The organism is Methylibium sp. (genome assembly GCF_035762065.1).
Lineage (GTDB): Bacteria > Pseudomonadota > Gammaproteobacteria > Burkholderiales > Burkholderiaceae_C > Methylibium.
The window spans coordinates 44,177-61,258 of record NZ_DASTPW010000004.1 but is presented as its reverse complement, the minus strand read 5'-3'; the positions used below and the strand labels follow the sequence as shown (position 1 = coordinate 61,258).

General features: G+C 71.6%; 18 protein-coding genes and 1 tRNA gene. 8 read left to right on the top strand and 11 right to left on the bottom strand.

Translation table 11 applies throughout. The annotated features are described in order from the left end of the window. Positions 1 to 9: 9 nt before the first annotated feature. Entirely contained in the window at positions 10 to 840 is an 831-nt protein-coding gene (locus VFR90_RS02245; protein ID WP_326404338.1) for a cytochrome C assembly family protein, read from the bottom strand. Between the two features lie 75 nt (positions 841 to 915). On the opposite strand from VFR90_RS02245, the gene ffh reads away from it, so the two are divergent. Further along, the gene (ffh, locus tag VFR90_RS02240) at positions 916 to 2,292 is read left to right on the top strand and encodes a signal recognition particle protein (RefSeq protein ID WP_326404337.1); all 1,377 of its coding nucleotides are present in this window, start codon (positions 916 to 918) and stop codon (positions 2,290 to 2,292) included. Positions 2,293 to 2,436: 144 nt separating this feature from the next. Beyond that, a complete protein-coding gene (locus VFR90_RS02235; RefSeq protein ID WP_326404336.1) occupies positions 2,437 to 3,237 on the top strand; it encodes a DUF2726 domain-containing protein in 801 nt (266 codons plus the stop codon). A gap of 16 nt (positions 3,238 to 3,253) precedes the next feature. Here the strand turns inward: VFR90_RS02235 and ftsY are convergent, their stop codons facing one another. After that, the gene (ftsY, locus tag VFR90_RS02230; RefSeq protein WP_326404335.1) at positions 3,254 to 4,360 is read right to left on the bottom strand and encodes a signal recognition particle-docking protein FtsY; all 1,107 of its coding nucleotides are present in this window, start codon (positions 4,358 to 4,360) and stop codon (positions 3,254 to 3,256) included. A 77-nt stretch (positions 4,361 to 4,437) separates the two neighbouring features. Here ftsY and rsmD point away from each other — a divergent pair, with 77 nt between their 5' ends. The 3 genes from rsmD to VFR90_RS02215 all read left to right on the top strand — a co-directional run bounded on the left by rsmD (position 4,438) and on the right by VFR90_RS02215 (position 5,957). Continuing rightward, complete coding sequence (gene rsmD / locus VFR90_RS02225; protein WP_326404334.1) at positions 4,438 to 5,031, top strand: 16S rRNA (guanine(966)-N(2))-methyltransferase RsmD; 594 nt, start codon at positions 4,438 to 4,440, stop codon at positions 5,029 to 5,031. A 31-nt stretch (positions 5,032 to 5,062) separates the two neighbouring features. Further along, positions 5,063 to 5,563, top strand: a complete 501-nt coding sequence (gene coaD, locus VFR90_RS02220; protein ID WP_326404333.1) for a pantetheine-phosphate adenylyltransferase — start codon at positions 5,063 to 5,065, stop codon at positions 5,561 to 5,563. A gap of 115 nt (positions 5,564 to 5,678) precedes the next feature. After that, a complete protein-coding gene (locus VFR90_RS02215; RefSeq protein ID WP_326404331.1) occupies positions 5,679 to 5,957 on the top strand; it encodes a YfhL family 4Fe-4S dicluster ferredoxin in 279 nt (92 codons plus the stop codon). On the opposite strand, the gene VFR90_RS02210 is transcribed toward VFR90_RS02215, so the two are convergent. From VFR90_RS02210 to VFR90_RS02175, 8 genes are all read right to left on the bottom strand, one after another. Beyond that, positions 5,958 to 6,365 carry a hypothetical protein gene (locus tag VFR90_RS02210; RefSeq protein WP_326404330.1) on the bottom strand — a complete coding sequence of 136 codons (408 nt, stop codon included), beginning with the start codon at positions 6,363 to 6,365 and terminating at the stop codon, positions 5,958 to 5,960. Next, positions 6,365 to 7,006, bottom strand: a complete 642-nt coding sequence (gene pth, locus VFR90_RS02205) for an aminoacyl-tRNA hydrolase (RefSeq protein WP_326404329.1) — start codon at positions 7,004 to 7,006, stop codon at positions 6,365 to 6,367. The genes VFR90_RS02210 and pth overlap by 1 nt, the downstream gene beginning before the upstream one ends. A 119-nt stretch (positions 7,007 to 7,125) precedes the next feature. Beyond that, positions 7,126 to 7,776 (bottom strand): 50S ribosomal protein L25/general stress protein Ctc, encoded by a 651-nt coding sequence (locus VFR90_RS02200; RefSeq protein ID WP_326404328.1) that lies wholly within the window; start codon positions 7,774 to 7,776, stop codon positions 7,126 to 7,128. An 83-nt stretch (positions 7,777 to 7,859) separates the two neighbouring features. Next, positions 7,860 to 8,822, bottom strand: a complete 963-nt coding sequence (locus tag VFR90_RS02195; RefSeq protein ID WP_326404327.1) for a ribose-phosphate pyrophosphokinase — start codon at positions 8,820 to 8,822, stop codon at positions 7,860 to 7,862. 91 nt (positions 8,823 to 8,913) lie between these two features. Next, a tRNA-Gln gene (locus VFR90_RS02190) sits at positions 8,914 to 8,990 on the bottom strand. A gap of 88 nt (positions 8,991 to 9,078) precedes the next feature. After that, the gene (gene ispE / locus VFR90_RS02185; protein WP_326404326.1) at positions 9,079 to 9,966 is read right to left on the bottom strand and encodes a 4-(cytidine 5'-diphospho)-2-C-methyl-D-erythritol kinase; all 888 of its coding nucleotides are present in this window, start codon (positions 9,964 to 9,966) and stop codon (positions 9,079 to 9,081) included. After that, positions 9,963 to 10,478, bottom strand: a complete 516-nt coding sequence (locus VFR90_RS02180; RefSeq protein ID WP_326404324.1) for an outer membrane lipoprotein LolB — start codon at positions 10,476 to 10,478, stop codon at positions 9,963 to 9,965. Before VFR90_RS02180 ends, ispE begins: the two co-directional genes overlap by 4 nt. After that, a complete protein-coding gene (locus VFR90_RS02175) occupies positions 10,475 to 12,253 on the bottom strand; it encodes a tetratricopeptide repeat protein (protein ID WP_326404323.1) in 1,779 nt (592 codons plus the stop codon). Before VFR90_RS02175 ends, VFR90_RS02180 begins: the two co-directional genes overlap by 4 nt. A 146-nt stretch (positions 12,254 to 12,399) precedes the next feature. On the opposite strand from VFR90_RS02175, the gene mutM reads away from it, so the two are divergent. The 3 genes from mutM (at position 12,400) to mutY (ending at position 16,481) form a co-directional block, all read left to right on the top strand. Continuing rightward, positions 12,400 to 13,260 (top strand): bifunctional DNA-formamidopyrimidine glycosylase/DNA-(apurinic or apyrimidinic site) lyase, encoded by an 861-nt coding sequence (mutM, locus tag VFR90_RS02170; RefSeq protein ID WP_326404322.1) that lies wholly within the window; start codon positions 12,400 to 12,402, stop codon positions 13,258 to 13,260. A 138-nt stretch (positions 13,261 to 13,398) separates the two neighbouring features. Then, entirely contained in the window at positions 13,399 to 15,405 is a 2,007-nt protein-coding gene (locus tag VFR90_RS02165; RefSeq protein WP_326404321.1) for a dynamin family protein, read from the top strand. After that, positions 15,402 to 16,481 (top strand): A/G-specific adenine glycosylase, encoded by a 1,080-nt coding sequence (gene mutY / locus VFR90_RS02160; protein ID WP_326404422.1) that lies wholly within the window; start codon positions 15,402 to 15,404, stop codon positions 16,479 to 16,481. The genes VFR90_RS02165 and mutY overlap by 4 nt, the downstream gene beginning before the upstream one ends. Here mutY and ruvA read toward each other — a convergent pair. After that, positions 16,462 to 17,046, bottom strand: coding sequence for a Holliday junction branch migration protein RuvA (gene ruvA, locus VFR90_RS02155; protein WP_326404320.1), 585 nt, complete (start codon positions 17,044 to 17,046; stop codon positions 16,462 to 16,464). The genes mutY and ruvA overlap by 20 nt on opposite strands. Between the last annotated feature and the right edge of the window lie 36 nt (positions 17,047 to 17,082).

The following is a 17,082-nucleotide window of genomic DNA, read 5'->3' as shown; positions in this document are numbered from 1 at the left end:
CGGTCGCGCTCATGCCGTCGTGCGGCCGAGCAGCACTTCGATCACGAAGCGCGAGCCGACGTAGGCCAGCAGCAGCAGCCCGGCACCGGCATACAGCCAGCGCGTCGCGATGCGCCCGCGCCAGCCGAAGGCGCGCCGCCCGCCGAGCAGCGCCGCGAACACGCCCCAGGCGAGGATCGAGAACACCGCCTTGTGATCCCAGCGCCAGGGCTGGGAGAACCACCAGCCGAGCGCGAGCGTCGCCGACAGCACCACGAAGCCGGCCGCGACGAAGCGGAAGGTCAGCGCCTCGAGCTTCAACAGCGGCAGCCCCGGCTCGGTGGCCATCGCGCCCGCCGAGCCGGCACCGGGCTTGGGCCGCAGGCGCTGTTCGCTGCGCCGCATCAGCGCCGCATGCAGCAGCGCGACGCCGAACAGCCCGTACGACGCGATGCCCAGCACCCAGTGCAGCGGCGCCCAGGGCGAGCCGGCATGCGGGCGCAGCTCGCCGGGGAACATCCACGCGACCATCACGACGATCGCGCCCAGCAGCGCGAGCGAACGCCGCACGCCGACGATGGGCACGAAGCGGCTCTCGATGCCGTAGACAGCGACCACCAGCCACAGCGTGATCGACAGCGCCGGCGCGAAACCGAAGCGCGCGCCGGGTTCCGCCTGATCGAGCCCGGCGGTGTGCAGCGCGATGGCCGCGCCCTGCGCGATCCAGCCGATCGCGAGCGCGGCGCCGAAGCGCTTGGGCTCGCGCTGCAGCGCCGCGGTGAGGTAGGCGGCCAGCGCGATCGAACTCGCCAGCAGCAACGGCCACAGGCCGGTCGCGGGGAGGGCGGGCGCTAGACTCATCGGGCCAGTGTACGAAGCCCCCATCGCGGCGCGTCACGGCCCTCCCCCACTTCACGTTCCCGCGCGTCCGCCCGCATGGCCACTGCCCTCGCCGATCGCCTGACCCAGGTCGTCAAGACGCTGCGCGGCCAGGCCCGCATCACCGAAGACAACGTGCAGGCGATGCTGCGCGAGGTGCGCATGGCGCTGCTCGAAGCCGACGTCGCGTTGCCGGTCGTGCGCGACTTCATCGCCCGCGTGAAGGACAAGGCACTCGGCCAGGAGGTGATCGGCTCGCTGACGCCGGGGCAGGCGCTGGTGGGCGTGGTGCACAAGGAACTGGCCGCGACGATGGGCGCCGGCGAGGCGAGCGGGCAGCTCGATTTGGCGACGCAGCCGCCGGCGGTGATCCTGATGGCCGGCCTGCAAGGTGCCGGCAAGACGACCACCACGGCGAAGCTCGCGAAGCACCTGGTCGCGCGCAAGAAGAAGGTGCTGACCGTCAGCGGCGACGTCTATCGGCCCGCGGCGATCGAGCAGCTGAAGCTGGTCACGAAGCAGGCCGGCGCCGAGTGGTTCCCGTCGCAGGCGAGCGACAAGCCGGTGGACATCGCGCTCGCGGCGCTCGACCACGCGCGGCGCCACTTCGTCGACGTGCTGCTGGTCGACACCGCCGGCCGGCTGGCGATCGACGCGGCGATGATGGAAGAGATCCGTGCGCTGCACGCGGCGCTGAAGCCGATCGAGACGCTGTTCGTCGTCGACGCAATGCAGGGGCAGGACGCGATCAACGTCGCGAAGGCCTTCAAGGAAGCCCTGCCGCTGACCGGCGTGGTGCTGACCAAGCTCGACGGCGACGCGCGCGGCGGCGCGGCGCTGAGCGTGCGGCAGGTCACCGGCGTGCCGATCAAGTTCGCCGGCGTGTCCGAGAAGATCGACGGCCTCGAAGCCTTCGACGGCGACCGCCACGCCGGCCGCGTGCTCGGCATGGGCGACATCGTCGCGCTGGTCGAGCAGGTGCAGCAGGGCGTGGACGTGCAGGCCGCGCAAAAGCTCGCCGACAAGATGAAGTCAGGCTCGAGCTTCGACCTCGACGACTTCCTCGGCCAGCTCGCGCAGATGAAGAACATGGGCGGCTTGAGCGGCCTGATGGACAAGCTGCCGAGCCAGATCACCGGCAAGGCCGGCAACCCCAGCCCCGATCAGATGGACAAGGCCGAGCGCGACGTGCGCCGCATGGAAGGAATCATCCGTTCGATGACGCCGCTGGAGCGGCGCAAGCCCGAGCTGCTGAAGGCCAGCCGCAAGCGCCGCATCGCCGCCGGCGCCGGCGTGCAGGTGCAGGAGGTCAACCGCCTGCTCAACCAGTTCGAGCAGATGCAGCAGATGATGAAGAAGATGAAGGGCGGCGGAATGATGAAGATGATGAAGCGCATGGGCGGCATGGGCGGCTTCAAGGGCCTGCCGCGCTAGCGGCGCGACCCGCAAGCCGCGCTGGAATGCACGGCGCGCGCCGCCGCGTGGGCTCGGCAGCGCCGCGGGCTTGACGCCCACAGGGCCCGCCACTACGGTGAGCGAGCGCCGCATCACCCGGCGACCAACGTCGAGGAGAACCCGGTGGATCCCCTGCTTGCCCTTGCGGCCCTTGCCGCCGCGATCCTGCTGGGCGCCTGGTGGTGGATGCGTGGCCGCGCCGCGCCGCCCGATCTGAGCGACGGCAGCGTCGCGCGCGACAAGCGCGTCGAAGGCATCGACACCGTTGCCGGCTGGCCGCCCGAGCCGACCCGCGTGCTCACCCATGCCGAACGCAAGGCCCATGCGCTGCTGGTGCGCTCGGTGCCGGAATGCCTGGTGCTCGCGCAGGTGCCGCTGGCGCGCTTCATCCGCGTGCCGACGCGCAACTCGTACCACGAGTGGATGCGCCGGGTCGGCCAGCTCTGTGCCGATCTCGTGGTGTGCGACGAAGGCGCGCAGGTGATCGCGGTTGTCGAAGTGCGCCGCGACCTGACCAAGCTCAGCGAGCGCAGCCGCAAGCGCCACGAACGGATGGACCGCGTGCTGCACCAGGCCGGCGTTCGGGTGCTCGTCTGGACCGAAGGCTCGCTGCCCGGTGCCGAGGTCGTGCGCGACCTTGTGCTGAGCACGCCGAAGAGTCCGCTGCATAGCGAGGAAGGCGCGGCCTCGGTGCGCACGCTCGACGCCGACCGCACGCCGCCGAACCTGCGCACGGTGCCGCTGCCGGTGCAGCCGCAGGCGGCCACCTCGCGCGCGACGCTCGAGGAAGTGCTCGACGAGATCGACCAGCAGCAGCGCGCGCAAGGCGACGCGCTGCCCGAGCCGCCGAGCTCGACCTGGATGGACGACTTCGATTCGCGGCCGGCGCCGCTGGGCGGCGCCGCCGCGCCGCGGCTGCGCTGACGCCGCCGAGCGCGCCTCAGCCGACCAGCGCCTGCGCGAACTCGCGCGCGTCGAAGGTTTCGAGGTCCTCGAGCTTCTCGCCGACGCCGACGAAGTAGACCGGCACCGCAGCCCCCGCGGGCGACCCGTCGGCCGCGGCCATCGCGCGCTCGCGCGACCACAGCGCGATCGCGCAGAGCACGCCGCCCTTCGCGGTGCCGTCGAGCTTGGTGACGACCAGGCCGGTCAGCGCGAGCGCCGCATCGAAGGCCTTGACCTGGGCGAGCGCGTTCTGGCCGGTGTTGCCGTCGATCACCAGCAGCACCTCGTGCGGCGCGCCCTCCATCGCCTTGCCGAGCGTGCGGTGGATCTTGCGCAGCTCCTCCATCAGGTGCGCCTGGGTCGCGAGCCGGCCGGCGGTGTCGGCGATCACCACCTCGACGCGACGGGCCTGCGCGGCCTTGACGGCGTCGAACACCACCGCCGCCGGGTCGGCGCCGGCCTGGCTGACGATGTCGACGCGGCCGACCTTGAAGCTCGTCATGAAGCCCGGCCGCGGGCCTTCGGGCAGCGCTCGGTCGGCCCACACGGCAAGTTGTTCCCTGGCGGCGGCGCGGAAAGTGTCGGCCGCCGCGAGCAGCACGTTCTGGCCCTGCGCGGCCAGGTGGCGGGTGAGCTTGCCGATGCTGGTCGTCTTGCCGGCGCCGTTGACGCCGACCACCATCACCACCGTCGGCGTCGCGGCGCCGATCACCAGCGGTCTTTGCAGCGGCTCGAGCAGCGCGGCGACCGCGTCGGCCAGCAGGCCCTTCACGTCCTTCGCGTCGCTCACGCCGCTGGCCTTCACGCGCCGCTTCAGGTCGGCCAGCAGGTGCTGCGTGGCGGGCATGCCGGCGTCGGCCATCAGCAGCGCGGCTTCAAGTTCCTCGTACAACGCATCGTCGATCCGCGTGCCGGTGAAGACCTGGGTGATGCTGCTGCCGGTGCGCGAAAGGCCGCCCTTCAGGCGCTGCATCCAGCCGCTGCGTCCGGCCGACTCGCTGCGCGCCTCGACCGCGGCGGCCGGCTCGGGCGTGATCGCCACGGGCGGCGGCGGGGCCGCAGGCTCGTCGGCCGGCGGCTTCTTGCGAAAGAAGCTGAACATCGCGTCCGATTCTAGGGAGGCGCTTCGGCGTCGAATGCGCGCGATGCGCCGTCGACGGCCTGCGCTAAGGTCGCGCGATGCCCCCGCCTCGATCAAGTGCCGCGAACCGCCCCGGACAGGTCCGCATCGTCGGCGGCGCCTGGAAGCGCCGGCGGCTGCCGGTGCCCGATCGCCCCGGCCTGCGGCCCACGCCCGACCGCGTGCGCGAGACGCTGTTCAACTGGCTCGGGCAGGAGCTCACCGGCTGGCGCTGCCTCGACGCCTTCGCCGGCAGCGGCGCGCTCGGCTTCGAGGCGGCGTCGCGCGGGGCGGGGGAAGTGCTGCTGATCGAGCGCGATGCCGCGCTCCACGCCGCGCTGCGCGGCGCGCAGGCCATGCTGGGCGCCGCACAGGTGCGCATCGAGGCGGCCGACGCGATCGCCTGGATGCGCAACCACCGCGGCCCGGCCTTCGATCTGGTGCTGCTCGATCCGCCGTTCGACGCCGGGTTGTTCGAACCGGCCCTGCAGGCGGGCGCCGGACTTGTCGCATCGGGCGGCTGGCTCTATCTGGAAGCGGATCGGGCGTTCCCGCCGGGGCTTTTCGACGCGGCGGGGCTGCACTTGCACCGCCACTTGAAGGCGGGCCAGGTCCATGCCCACTTGGCGCGTCGCGCCGCGAGCGACGCATAAACTGCCGCAACCCCTGACCGCCGCCGCCACCGTGCCCTTCCACAACGGCCTGTGCGCCGTCTACCCCGGCACCTTCGATCCGATGACGCTCGGCCACGACGACCTCGTGCGCCGCGCGAGTTCGCTGTTCCCGCGGCTGATCGTCGCGGTCGCGGCCGGGCATCACAAACGCACGATGTTCGGACTCGACGACCGGCTCGCAATGGCGCGCGAACTCTCCGCGCCGTACCGCAACGTCGAGGTTCTGGCCTTCGACGGCCTGCTGCGCGACTTCGTCGTCTCGCACGGCGGCCGCGTCGTGGTGCGCGGGCTGCGCGCAGTCAGCGATTTCGAGTACGAGTTCCAGATGGCCGGCATGAACCGACAGCTGATGCCCGACGTCGAGACGGTGTTCCTCACGCCCAGCGACCACTACCAGTTCGTCAGCGGCACCTTCGTGCGCGAGATCGCCTCGCTCGGCGGCGACGTGTCGAAGTTCGTCGCCCCCTCGGTGCTGGAGCGGCTGCGCGCGCGCGTCGCGAAGGGAAGCTAACGATGGCGTCGACGGTCACGGACCCGCCGAGCGGTAATCGGCAAGCCATGCCTTACCCCTCGCGCGGCGAACGCCGGCAGGCGCTCGTGACATGCGTTCGTGTGCAGGAGGGCCTATGGCACTCATGATCACGGACGAATGCATCAACTGCGACGTCTGCGAGCCCGAATGCCCGAACCAGGCGATCTCGATGGGCGCCGAGTTCTACGTGATCGACCCGCGCAAGTGCACCGAATGCGTCGGCCACTTCGACGAGCCGCAATGCGTGCAGGTCTGCCCGGTCGCCTGCATTCCGGTGAATCCGCAGCAGGTGGAAAGCAAGCCGCAGCTGTGGGCGAAGTTCAGGCTGCTGACCGGCAAGGCCGCCGCCGAGGACGACGCGGCCGGCGGCTGATCAGGCTTTGCGCGGCTTCGGCTGGCGCGGCACCGCGGCCTTGAACGAAGCCTCGGGCGCGGCCTTGCGCGGGCGCGTCGTCGCGGCCTTGGACGGTGCCGCTGCTTCATGCCCGCCGCCGCGGCCGTCGATGCGGGCCACGGACGGCCCGCCGGCCCGCTCGATGCGGCGGCGGTCGCGCTCCAGCTGCTGCGCCACGAGCGCTTCGCGGTGGCTCGCCGCTTGCGCGTCGCGACGTTGTGCGTCGCTGCGGGCGTCGTCGAAGTCCAGCGCCCGCCCGTCGCCGCAAGGCTGCTGCGAATAGCTGCGGCCGTCGGTACCGCAGCGGTAGACGGTCGTCTGCGCCGACGCCACGCCGGCCAGCGCGAAAGCCAGCAGCGCGGCTGGAAAGCCGAGGTTCGCAGCCATCAACCCTCCTTGGCCGGTGCCGCGGCCTGCGGCGCGAGCCCCGCCGGCCGCGGCGGCTTCGGCCGTGGCGGCTTGGTGGTGTGCAGTGCGCTCGTCGCGCGCGCCGTCTCGCCGGCGAGCAGGTCGTCGAGTACGCCGAGCGACTTCGCGATCGCCGCTTCGATCGCTTCGCGCTGCGCCGAGGGCGGCTTGCCGAGCACGTAGCTCATCACCTCGGTCTTGACGCCAGGATGGCCGATGCCGATGCGCAGCCGCCAGTAGTCGGCCGAGCCGAGTTGCGCGTGGATGTCGCGCAGGCCGTTGTGGCCGCCGTGACCGCCGCCCTGCTTGAGCTTGATCTCGCCCGGCGGCAAATCGAGTTCGTCGTGCGCGACGAGGATCTCGCCCGGCGCGATCTTGAAGAAGCGCGCCAGCCCCGCGACCGACTTGCCCGACAGGTTCATGAAGGTCTGGGGCTCGACCAGCCACAGCGGCCCGGCCGGCCGGTTGAGGCGCGCGATGCGGCCGTGGTGGCTGCGATCCATCGCGAGCGTCGCGCCGAGCTTGCGCGCGACTTCATCGAGCCACCAGAACCCGGCATTGTGGCGCGTCGCTTCGTAGTCGGGGCCGGGATTGCCGAGGCCGGCGAGGAGCTTGAACATGAGGCGCGATTATCGGGAGCGCCCGTCGCGCGTCATCCACCGTGCGGGCGCGCGCGGAAAGCGGACGCAGGAAACGAAAAGGCCCCGCCTAAGCGGGGCCCGTGACGCGGAGCCGCCGATCACTTGCGGTTCTGCTTCTCGTCCTTCTTGCCCTTGGCCGGCGCAGCCTTGGCGGCAGGCGTGGCGACCGGCGTCTCGGGCTGGACTTCCTCTTCGGCCTGGTTCACCACGGTCGCAAGCACCGGGTTCTTCTTGCCGCGCAGCACCGGCTTCACGCCCTTGGGCAGCTTCAGGTCGGCCACGTGGATCGACTGGCCCTTGCCCAGCTCGCCCAGATCGACCGTCAGGAACTCGGGCAGTTGCGAGGCCAGGCACTCGATCTCGAGCTCGGTCGCGACGTGCGACATCACGCCCTTGTCGGTCTTCACGCCCGGCGCGTTCTCTTCGTTGATGAAGTGCAGCGGCACCTTCTTGACGATGCGCGTGGTGGCATCGACGCGCTGGAAGTCCACGTGCAGCACGAGCGGCTTGTAGGCGTGCATCTGCACGTCGCGCAGCAGCACCTGCTGGGTCTGGCCGGCGAGCTCCATGTCGAGCAGCGAGGAGTGGAAGGCCTCCTTCTTCAGCGCATGGAAGAGCGCGTTGTGATCGAGTTCGATCATCGCGGGCTCGCCTGCTCCGTAGACGATGCCGGGCACCTTGCCCGACACCCGCAGGCGGCGGCTCGCTCCGGTCCCCTGCTGCTCGCGCGCGTAGGCGACGAATTTCATGACGTTCTCCAAAAAGAGGAAGGGCCCGCGACCAGGCCCCTGAAGGACGTCGCCGCGCACCGTGCGCGACGACGCGACGCGGCTCAGAAGTTGTTGTTCTGCTCCGAGAAGAGGGAGGTGACCGATTCGCCGTCGGAAATGCGGCGGATGGTCTCGGCGAACAGGAAGGCGACCGACAGCTGGCGGATCTTTTCGCAGCCGCGCGTGGTCTCGTTCATCGCCAGGGTGTTGGTGATCACGACTTCGTCGAGATCGGAAGCACGGATGCGCTCGATCGCCGGGCCGGAGAACACCGCATGCGTGCAATAGGCATAGACGCTGTTCGCGCCACGCTCCTTGAGCACCTTGGCCGCCGTCACCAGGGTGCCCGCCGTGTCGATCATGTCGTCCATGACCACGCAGTTGCGGCCCTCGATGTCGCCGATGACATGCATCACCTCAGACACGTTGGCCGAGGGGCGGCGCTTGTCGATGATGGCGAGGTCGCAGCCGAGCTGCTTGGCCAGCGCGCGGGCACGCACCACGCCGCCGACGTCCGGCGAGATCACGACCAGATCCTTGTAGCCCTTGGCCTTGACGTCGGCCAGCAGCACCGGCGAGGCGTAGATGTTGTCGACCGGGATGTCGAAGAAGCCCTGGATCTGGTCGGCGTGCAGGTCCATCGTGAGCAGGCGTTCGACGCCGACGGCTTCGAGCATGTTCGCGACGACCTTCGCGCTGATCGGCACGCGGGTGCTGCGCGGGCGGCGGTCCTGCCGGGCGTAGCCGAAGTAGGGCATCACCGCGGTGATGCGCCGGGCCGACGCGCGCTTGAATGCGTCGACCATGATCACGAGTTCCATCAGGTTCTCGTTGGTCGGCGCGCCGGTGGGCTGCACGACGAAGATGTCGCGCGCGCGCACGTTCTGGTGGATCTCGACATCGACTTCGCCGTCGGAGAACCGGCCGACCTTGGCCTTGCCGAGTTCGAGCCCGAGCGAGACGGCGATCTCCTGCGCCAGCGCGGGGTTCGCGTTGCCGGTGAAGAGCATGGTGTTGGCGAGCATCACGACTCCGCGGCGATCAGGCTACGTTGGAACGGGTTCACGAAAAACGTCGCGCCGCTGGGGGCGGCGCGACAGGTCTCACTCGATGTCTTGGCAGGGGAGGAAGGACTCGAACCCTCGCATGTCGGAATCAAAATCCGATGCCTTGACCAACTTGGCGACTCCCCTAGCGGCGCGACGAGAGCCGCGCTCCTAACTCCTGACGGCGCGGCGTGGGCCGCACTTCGAACTCCTGCAGGACCGGCACGCCGAGCCCTCAAACCGTTTTCCTGCCGACCGTCGGCTCGGCGTCTTCGGCCCAGTGCGCCAGCGGGTGGCACTCCAGACCTCGGCAGAGCCTTGCGATCCAGCCCGGCGGCACGCCGCCTTCGAAGGGATCGTTCGCCTGGGTCCATGGCGCGAAAACCGCGCTGCCCGAACCCGACATCCGGCTCCGCCCCCCGCGTTGCTTCAACCATCCGAGTGCCGCGCCGACTTCCGCGCTGTGCGCTTCGGCGGTGGGCTGCAGATCGTTGTGGCCGAAGCCGGTGGGGTCCGCAAGAAAGGCCGGCAGTGTAGCAGCGGCGGTGTCGCGCTTCAGCGTCGCGGCACCGAAGATGGCCGCGGTCGGCACGCTTTGCGCCGGCTTTAGCACAGCCCAGCGTGCGCCTCGCAGCGGCTCGGGCAGCTCGATCGGCGTCAGCCGCTCGCCGATGCCTTCGACCCAGGCATTGCGCCCGCCGACGAAGAAGGGCACGTCGGCCCCGAGCTCGAGCGCGAGCGCCGCGAGCCGCCCCCGGGGCCAGTGCAGCTTCCACAGCCGGTTCAGCGCGAGGAGCACCGTCGCAGCGTCCGAGCTGCCGCCGCCGAGGCCGGCGCCGCTGGGGATGCGCTTGTCGATCGCGATGTCGACGCCGTCGGCGACGCCGGCGCGCTGCTGCAGCAGCCGGGCGGCGCGCAGGCAGAGGTCATCGGACGGTAGGGCGTCGCCGAGGTCGTGCCGCTGCAGCCGGCCGTCGGCGCGGCGCTCGAGGTGCAGCGTGTCGCACCAGTCGATCAACACGAAGACCGACTGCAGCTCGTGGTAGCCGTCGGCACGCCGGCCGACGACGTGCAGGAAGAGATTCAGCTTGGCCGGCGCGGCCAGGTCGTGCAGCGCCTTCATGGCGCGTCGAGCCGCGCGCGCACCGTGACCCGCGGCGTCGAGTCGCGCTTCGCCTCGACGAGGCCCGCATCGCGCCGCGACACGTCGACGCGCCAGCCGAGCTGCTCGAAGCCGCCCGGCTGCGGCTCGCTCGGCGCACCCGGTGTCGGCCGGCCGCGCAACCAGTCGAACAGTGCGGCGATCGGCACGCGCTCGCCCAGTGCCTGCTCGGCGAGATCCTGAAGGTCGGCGTAGTGGCGCTGCTGGCGCCCGTCGTCGAGTTCGGCCCGGCCCGGCGACCACTCGGCGCGGCCCATCTGGGTGCCCAGCGGGCTGGTCAACACCAGCCTGCCGCGCTCGGCCGAGCCGCTCAATTCGAAGGCCGACGAGAACGAGCGTTGCGCGTCGCCCTCCACCTGCACCGCGAGCCGGCCGGCGAGCCGGTCGCCCGGCACCGGCGGCGCGAGCGCCGCGCAGCCGGCGAGCAGCGCCGAGGAGACCGCTGCCGCGGCCAGCCGACGCCGGGCGATCACAGATCGACCTTGAGCCGCGCCAGTGTTTCCTTCAGCACGTCGTTGCCGGCGTCGCGGGCGCGGGCCTCGGCAAGCACGCGCCGGGCTTCGTCGCGCTTGCCGACGACCCAGAGCACCTCGCCGAGATGGGCCCCGATCTCGGCGTCGGGCCGCATGCGGTAGGCCTGGCCGAGCCACTTCAGCGCTTCGTCGTGGTTGCCGAGCCGGTACTCGACCCAGCCGAGGCTGTCGATCAGGAAGGGATCGCCGGGCGACAGTTCGATTGCCTTGTTGATCAGCTGCCGGGCTTCGTCGAGCCGCTGCTTGCGATCGGCCAGCGAGTAGCCGAGCGCGTTGTAGGCCTGCGGCTGCTGCGGCTTGAGCGCGATCACGCGGCGCAGCAACTGCTCCATCTCACCCAGGCGGTCGAGCTTCTCGGCCATCATCGCCTGCTCGTACAGGAGGTCGGTGTCCTCCCTGTAGCGCTGGTTCATCTGGCCGAGCAGCTCGTAGGCGGCGGGCCACTGCTTCTGGTCGCGCATCAGCTGCACCTCGGCGAGCAGCTTGGCGCGCGCGTCGTCGGGCGTGCGCTCGGGCAGCTTGCGGATCAGCGCGCGTGCATCGGCGAGCCGGCCCTGCTGCGCGAGCAGCGAGGCGCGGCGCGACTGCACCGCCAGCGCCTGCGAGCTGTCCACCTTCGAGAGCCACTCCTCGGCCGCCTTGAAATCGCGCTTCTGCTCGGCCGCCTGCGCGAGCAGCAGATAGGCCTGCGCGAGCCGCTGCGAAGGGCTCGCCGCATCGTCGTCCGCTTCCACGGCGGCGGCCGCCGCCGGATCGGGCGCGTCCTTCGTTTCCGCCTCGATCAGCGACAGGTACTTGCGCAGCGCGGCCTCGGCAGCCTCGGGCTGCTTCAGTTCGACCTGCAGCGCGCCGAGCGTCAGCCAGGCATCGACGAACTGCGGCGACTCGCGGGTCACCGCTTCGATCTGCGGCGCCGCATCGGCGTAGCGCTGTGCAAGCGCGAGCGCACGCGCGTAGCCCAGCCGCACGGCGCTGCGGCCGGTGGGCGACGCAGGGGCTGCGGCCAGGTGCTCGGTGACCAGCGCCTCCGCCGCCGGCTCGGCGCCGAGCAGCTCGATCGCCAACAGCGCGGGCGCGTCGGCCGCAGGATCGGCGGCCTTCGCGCGCCGCGCCGCTTCGAGCGCCCTCGGCGCGTCGCCCGCCGCCGCGCGCACGCGGCCCAGCGCCACCCAGGCGGCAACCGCGACGGCACTCTGCTCGGCGGCGGTCGGCGGGATGGATCCGCGCACCTCGCCACCCCCTTCGGCATACGGCGCGAGGACCTGCTCGAGCACCCCTGCCGCGGCGCTGGAGGCGGCCTTGCGATCGCCGCCGCGGCCGAAGAAGCCGGGCAGCGAAGCGATCGCGTCGGCGCGCTGGGCGTTCGGCACCAGCGCCAGCAGCGAACGCAAGGGCGTCGCGGTTTCGGCCACGCGGTTCAGGGCCACGAGCAACTGCGCCTCGTAGCGATGCGCCTCGATCGATGCCGGCAGCGTCTGCCGCCAGGCCCGCGCGGCGTCGAGCGCCTGATCGCCGGCGCGCGCTTCCAGCGCGACCTCGGTGGCACGGCGGAACAGGCGCTCGTCGCGCGTCTTGCGCGCCGCGTCGAGCAGTACCTGGAAGCCGGTGCCGACGTCGCCGCGGTTGAGCTCGATCTCGCCGATCAGCAGCTGATAGAACAGCGACGCGTCGAGCCGGGAGTTATCGGCCCCGGCGGCGGCCAGCGGACTCGCCATCTGTGCCGCGGCGCCGAAAGCCGCACACGCCGCGGTCAGCGCAGCCGCCCTTCGGATCCACGCCGTTCGCCGAACCGGCAGCTGAGGGGCCATCGAACACTCCACGGAATCGAAATTCATTCTATGCAGCCCAAGATAATCGACCGATGCCCGAGTTGCCGGAGGTGGAAGTCACGCGCCTGAGCGTGGTCGAGCGGCTGCGCGGTGCGCGCATCGCCTCGGTCACCCTCGGCAAGCCGCTGCGCTGGCCGCTGGGCTGTAAACCCGAGACGCTGATCGGCCGGCGCGTCGCGGACGTCCTGCGGCGCGGCAAGTACCTCTGGATGCCGCTCGACGACGCCGGTTCCATCGCACCCGCGGGCGGGCTGCTACTGCACCTGGGCATGTCGGGCTCGCTCGGCTTCGCCGAAGGCGACGCGGCACCCGGCCCCTGGCAGCATTTCGAGCTCGCGACCGACCGCGGCCGGCTGCGCCTGACCGACCCTCGCCGCTTCGGTGCGGTGGTCTGGGGCGATCGCGCGGCCGACGGGCCCGGCAGCTGGCCTTCGACCGGGCGCGCCGCCGCGCTGCTCGCGACGCTGGGCATCGAGCCCTTCGATCCAGCGTTCGACGGCGCGTGGCTGCGCGCACGGCTGCGCGGGCGCCGCGTCCCGATAAAGCAGGCGCTGCTGGCCGGGGATGCGGTCGTCGGCGTCGGCAACATCTATGCGTCCGAGGCGCTGTTCGAGGCGGGGATCGATCCGCGCGCCGAAGCGGGCCGCATCGGGCCGTTGCGCTGCGAGCGGCTGGCGGCGGCGATCCGAGCGGTGCTGGGCCGCGCGCTGCGCGCGGGCGGCACGACGCTGCGCGACTTCCGCGACGCCCACGGCATGAACGGCGCCTTCCAGCACGAGGCGCAGGTCTACGACCGCGAGGGCCAGCGCTGCCGGCGCTGCGGCGGCGTGGTGCGGCGGCTGCTGCAAGGTCAGCGCTCGACGTACTTCTGCCCCGGCTGCCAGTTCCGCTGAGACCCGACCCGGCCCGCGTCCCGTTCACAACTGCTCACGCGCAGAACCCGCGCGGCGGGCAAAGGGACACGTCTGGAAAGCTTTGGTTGCAGGGGCCGCCGCTACCATCGACCGCACCGCATTTGCCAGGGGCCGCCGTTGAGCGCTTCGTTCGCCGAGAGTGTCGATGCCCACGGCCTTTGGCGCTCGGCCATGGAAGCGCGGGTGCGCGAGCTGGCGCAGTTCCTCGCGCAGCACGAACTGCTCGAGGACGACGAATCCGAGGTCCTCGAGTCGCTGCGCCAGCGCCTGGCCGGCGAGAAGCTCGTGGTCGCCTTCGTCGCCGAGTTCTCGCGCGGCAAGTCCGAGCTGATCAACGCGATGTTCTTCGCCGACACCGGCCGGCGCGTGCTGCCGGCGACCGCCGGGCGCACGACGATGTGCCCGGTCGAGCTCGGCTACGACCGGCAGGAGCCGCCTGCGCTCGCCCTGCTGCCGATCGAGACGCGGCTGCAGCCGGCGCCGCTGAGCGATATGCGGCATCAGCACGCGCTGTGGAAGCTGACCCCACTGGACATCGGCGACATCGACGGCCTCGCCCGCGCGCTCGCGCAGGTCACCGAGGTCAAGCGGGTCGAGGTCGACCTCGCCCGAGCGCTGGGCTTCTGGCACGACGACCGGCCCGAAGACAACCCGCCGGCCGATGCCGAAGGCCGGGTCGAGATCCCGGCCTGGCGCCACGCGCTGATCAACCTGCCGCACCCGTTGCTCGAACGCGGCCTGGTCGTGCTCGACACGCCGGGCCTGAACGCGATCGGCGCCGAGCCGGAGCTCACCGTCGGCCTGCTGCCGAGCGCGCACGCGACCGTCTTCCTGCTCGGTGCCGACACCGGCGTCACGAAGTCCGATCTCGCGATCTGGCGCGACCACCTCTGCGCGCCGGGCATCAGCCGCTACGTGGTGCTGAACAAGATCGACACGCTGCGCGACCCGCTGAGCACGCGCGAGCAGACCGAAGCGCAGATCGAGCGGCAGTGCGAAGCCGTCGCCGCAACGCTCGAACTCCCGCGCGAGCGCGTGTTCCCGCTTTCTGCGCGGCAGGCGCTGGCCGCGCGCGTCGCCAGCGACGAGCCGGAGCTCGCCGCCAGCCGGCTGCCGGCGCTCGAAGCCGCGCTGAGCGACCGGCTGCTGCCCTACCGGCAGCAGATGCTGGCGCAGGTCGGCATCGAGGGCATCGCGCAGGTCGAGCTGCAGGTCGGCCGCCGGCTGAATGACCGCCGCCGGCACGTCGCCGAGCAGCTGCTCGAGCTGCGCGGCCTGCGCGGCAAGAGCAGCGGCAAGGTCCGGCTGATGATCCAGCGCGTCGATGCCGAGTCGCTGGACTTTGAGCGCTGCGTCGCGCGGCTGCACGCACTGCGCGCGGTGCACCAGCGGATGTTGAAGGACGCGATGCTCGAGCTGGCCGCCGACCGGCTGCGCGAGCACCTGTCCGAGATGCAGGACGCGATCCGCAGCTCGCTGCTGCAGCTCGGCGCGAAGAAGGCCTTTCTCGTGCTGTGCGCAGCGCTGCGCCGCCGGCTCGCGAGCGCGCAAGCGCGCGGCGTCGAGATCCACGAGATGCTCGACGCCTCGTTCGGCCAGCTCAACACCGAATACGGCTTCAGCCTGATGGCCGCCGCGCCGGTGGATCTGGGGCGCTTCATGGCCGACCTCGAGCTGATCGAGCGCAACTACGTGCAGTACCTCGGGCTCACGCAGGCGCTGAAGCTCACGCAGGAGCGCTTTCTCGAGCAGTTCCGCCGCATGCTCGTCTCGCGGCTGCGGGTGGTGTTCGAGAGCGCGAGCAGCGAACTCGAGCTCTGGAACCGCACCGCGTCGGCGCAGATCGAGACGCAGCTGCGCGAGCGACGCCGCAACTTCAAGCGCCGCCGCGAAGCGCTGGAGCGCATCCAGGCCGCGGCCGGCGAACTGGAAAGCCGCGTCGGCGAACTCGAAAGCCAGGACGCGCACCTGCAGGCACTGCAACGCCGCCTCGCCGAGATCGGCGGTGGCGCGCGCGAGCACGCCGAGCCGCGATCGACAGCCGCCGCGCCGCTGGACGATGTCCAGCCCGACAGCGGCGTCGATCTGCTGCTCGACTTCGATCTCGCCCCGGAGCAGGCCTGATCCCGCTCGACTGGCGCGAAGGCGACTTCGCCCGGCGCGTCGTCGACTGGCAGCGCACGCACGGCCGGCACGGCCTGCCGTGGCAATCGCGCGAGCCCTACCGCGTCTGGCTGTCCGAGGTGATGCTGCAGCAGACGCAGGTCTCGACCGTGCTCGCCTACTACACGCGCTTCCTCGCCCGCTTCCCGGACGTCGCCACGCTCGCGGCGGCGCCGCTCGACGACGTGCTGGCCGCCTGGAGCGGCCTCGGCTACTACCGCCGCGCTCGCTTCCTGCACGCCTGCGCGCAGGCGGTGGTCGAACGCCACGGCGGCCGCTTTCCGCAAGATCCCGAACAGCTCGCCGCGCTGCCGGGCATCGGCCGCTCGACGGCTGCGGCGATCGCCGCCTTCTGCTTCGACCGCCGCGCCGCGATCCTCGACGGCAACGTCAAGCGGCTGCTCGCGCGCGCGCTCGGCTTCGGCGCCGACCTCGCGGTCGCCTCGCACGAGCGCGAACTCTGGCAGGCCGCCTGCGCGCTGCTGCCCGCCGAGCCGGCCGAGATGCCGGCCTACACCCAGGGCTTGATGGACCTCGGCGCGACGGTGTGCACGCCGCGGCGGCCGACCTGCCTCGTGTGCCCGCTGCGCGCCGGCTGCGTCGCCCTCGCCACCGGCCGCGTCGAGCAGCTGCCGGTGAAGACGCGCAAGCTGCAGCGCGGACGGCGCGCGAACGCCTGGCTGTGGGTCGAGCACGCCGGCCGCGTCTGGCTGCAGCAGCGCGCGGCGCTCGGCGTGTGGGCCGGGCTCTGGAGCCTGCCCATGTTCGACGACGAAGACAGCCTGCTCGCCGCTGCGGCCGGCGTGCCGCTGCGCGCGCTCGCGCCGATCGAGCATGCGCTGACGCACTTCGACTGGCGGCTCGCGCCGTGGCATGCCGAGCCGCGGTCGGCCGACGAAGCCGAAGCGCTGGTCGCCCGGCTCGGCGGCGCCGATGCAGGCCGCTGGATCGCACGCGCCGCGCTCGCCGACATCGCCTTGCCCGCGCCGCTGCGCAAGCTGCTGGTGGCCGACGCGGCTACTTCGCCAGCGCCCTGAGCGCGAGCCGGATGCCGTCGCTGACGCTGCTGCCGGGCGGCAGCGCCTTCACCGACGCCAGCGCGTCGCGTTCGCTGTAGCCGAGCGCGACCAGCGCCTGCGCGATGTCGCTGGCCGCGCCGTCCGCCGGCGCGCTCACCGCGCCGCTGCCGAGGCCGGCGCCGTCGAGCTTGCCCTTCAGCTCCAGCAGCAGCCGCTCGGCGGTCTTCTTGCCGATGCCGGGCACCTTGACGAGCCGGCTCGCGTCCTGCGCCGCCACCGCCTGAGCCAGTTCGCCGACGCTCAAGCCCGACAGCAGCCCCAGCGCCATCTTCGGCCCGACACCGGAGATGCGGATCAACTGGCGGAACGCCGTGCGCTCGCCCGCAGTGACGAAGCCGAACAGCAGTTGCGCGTCCTCGCGCACGACGAAGTGCGTCAGCAGCTGCACCCTCTGGCCGACGGCCGGCAGCTCGTAGAAGCTGCTCATCGGCACGTCGAGCTCGTAGCCGACGCCTTGCACGTCGACCAACACCTGCGGCGGGGACGACTTGTCGGCGAGGAGGCCGCTGAGCCGGCCGATCATGAGCCCGTGCTCATCGGGTGTCGAAGCGCAGGTCGC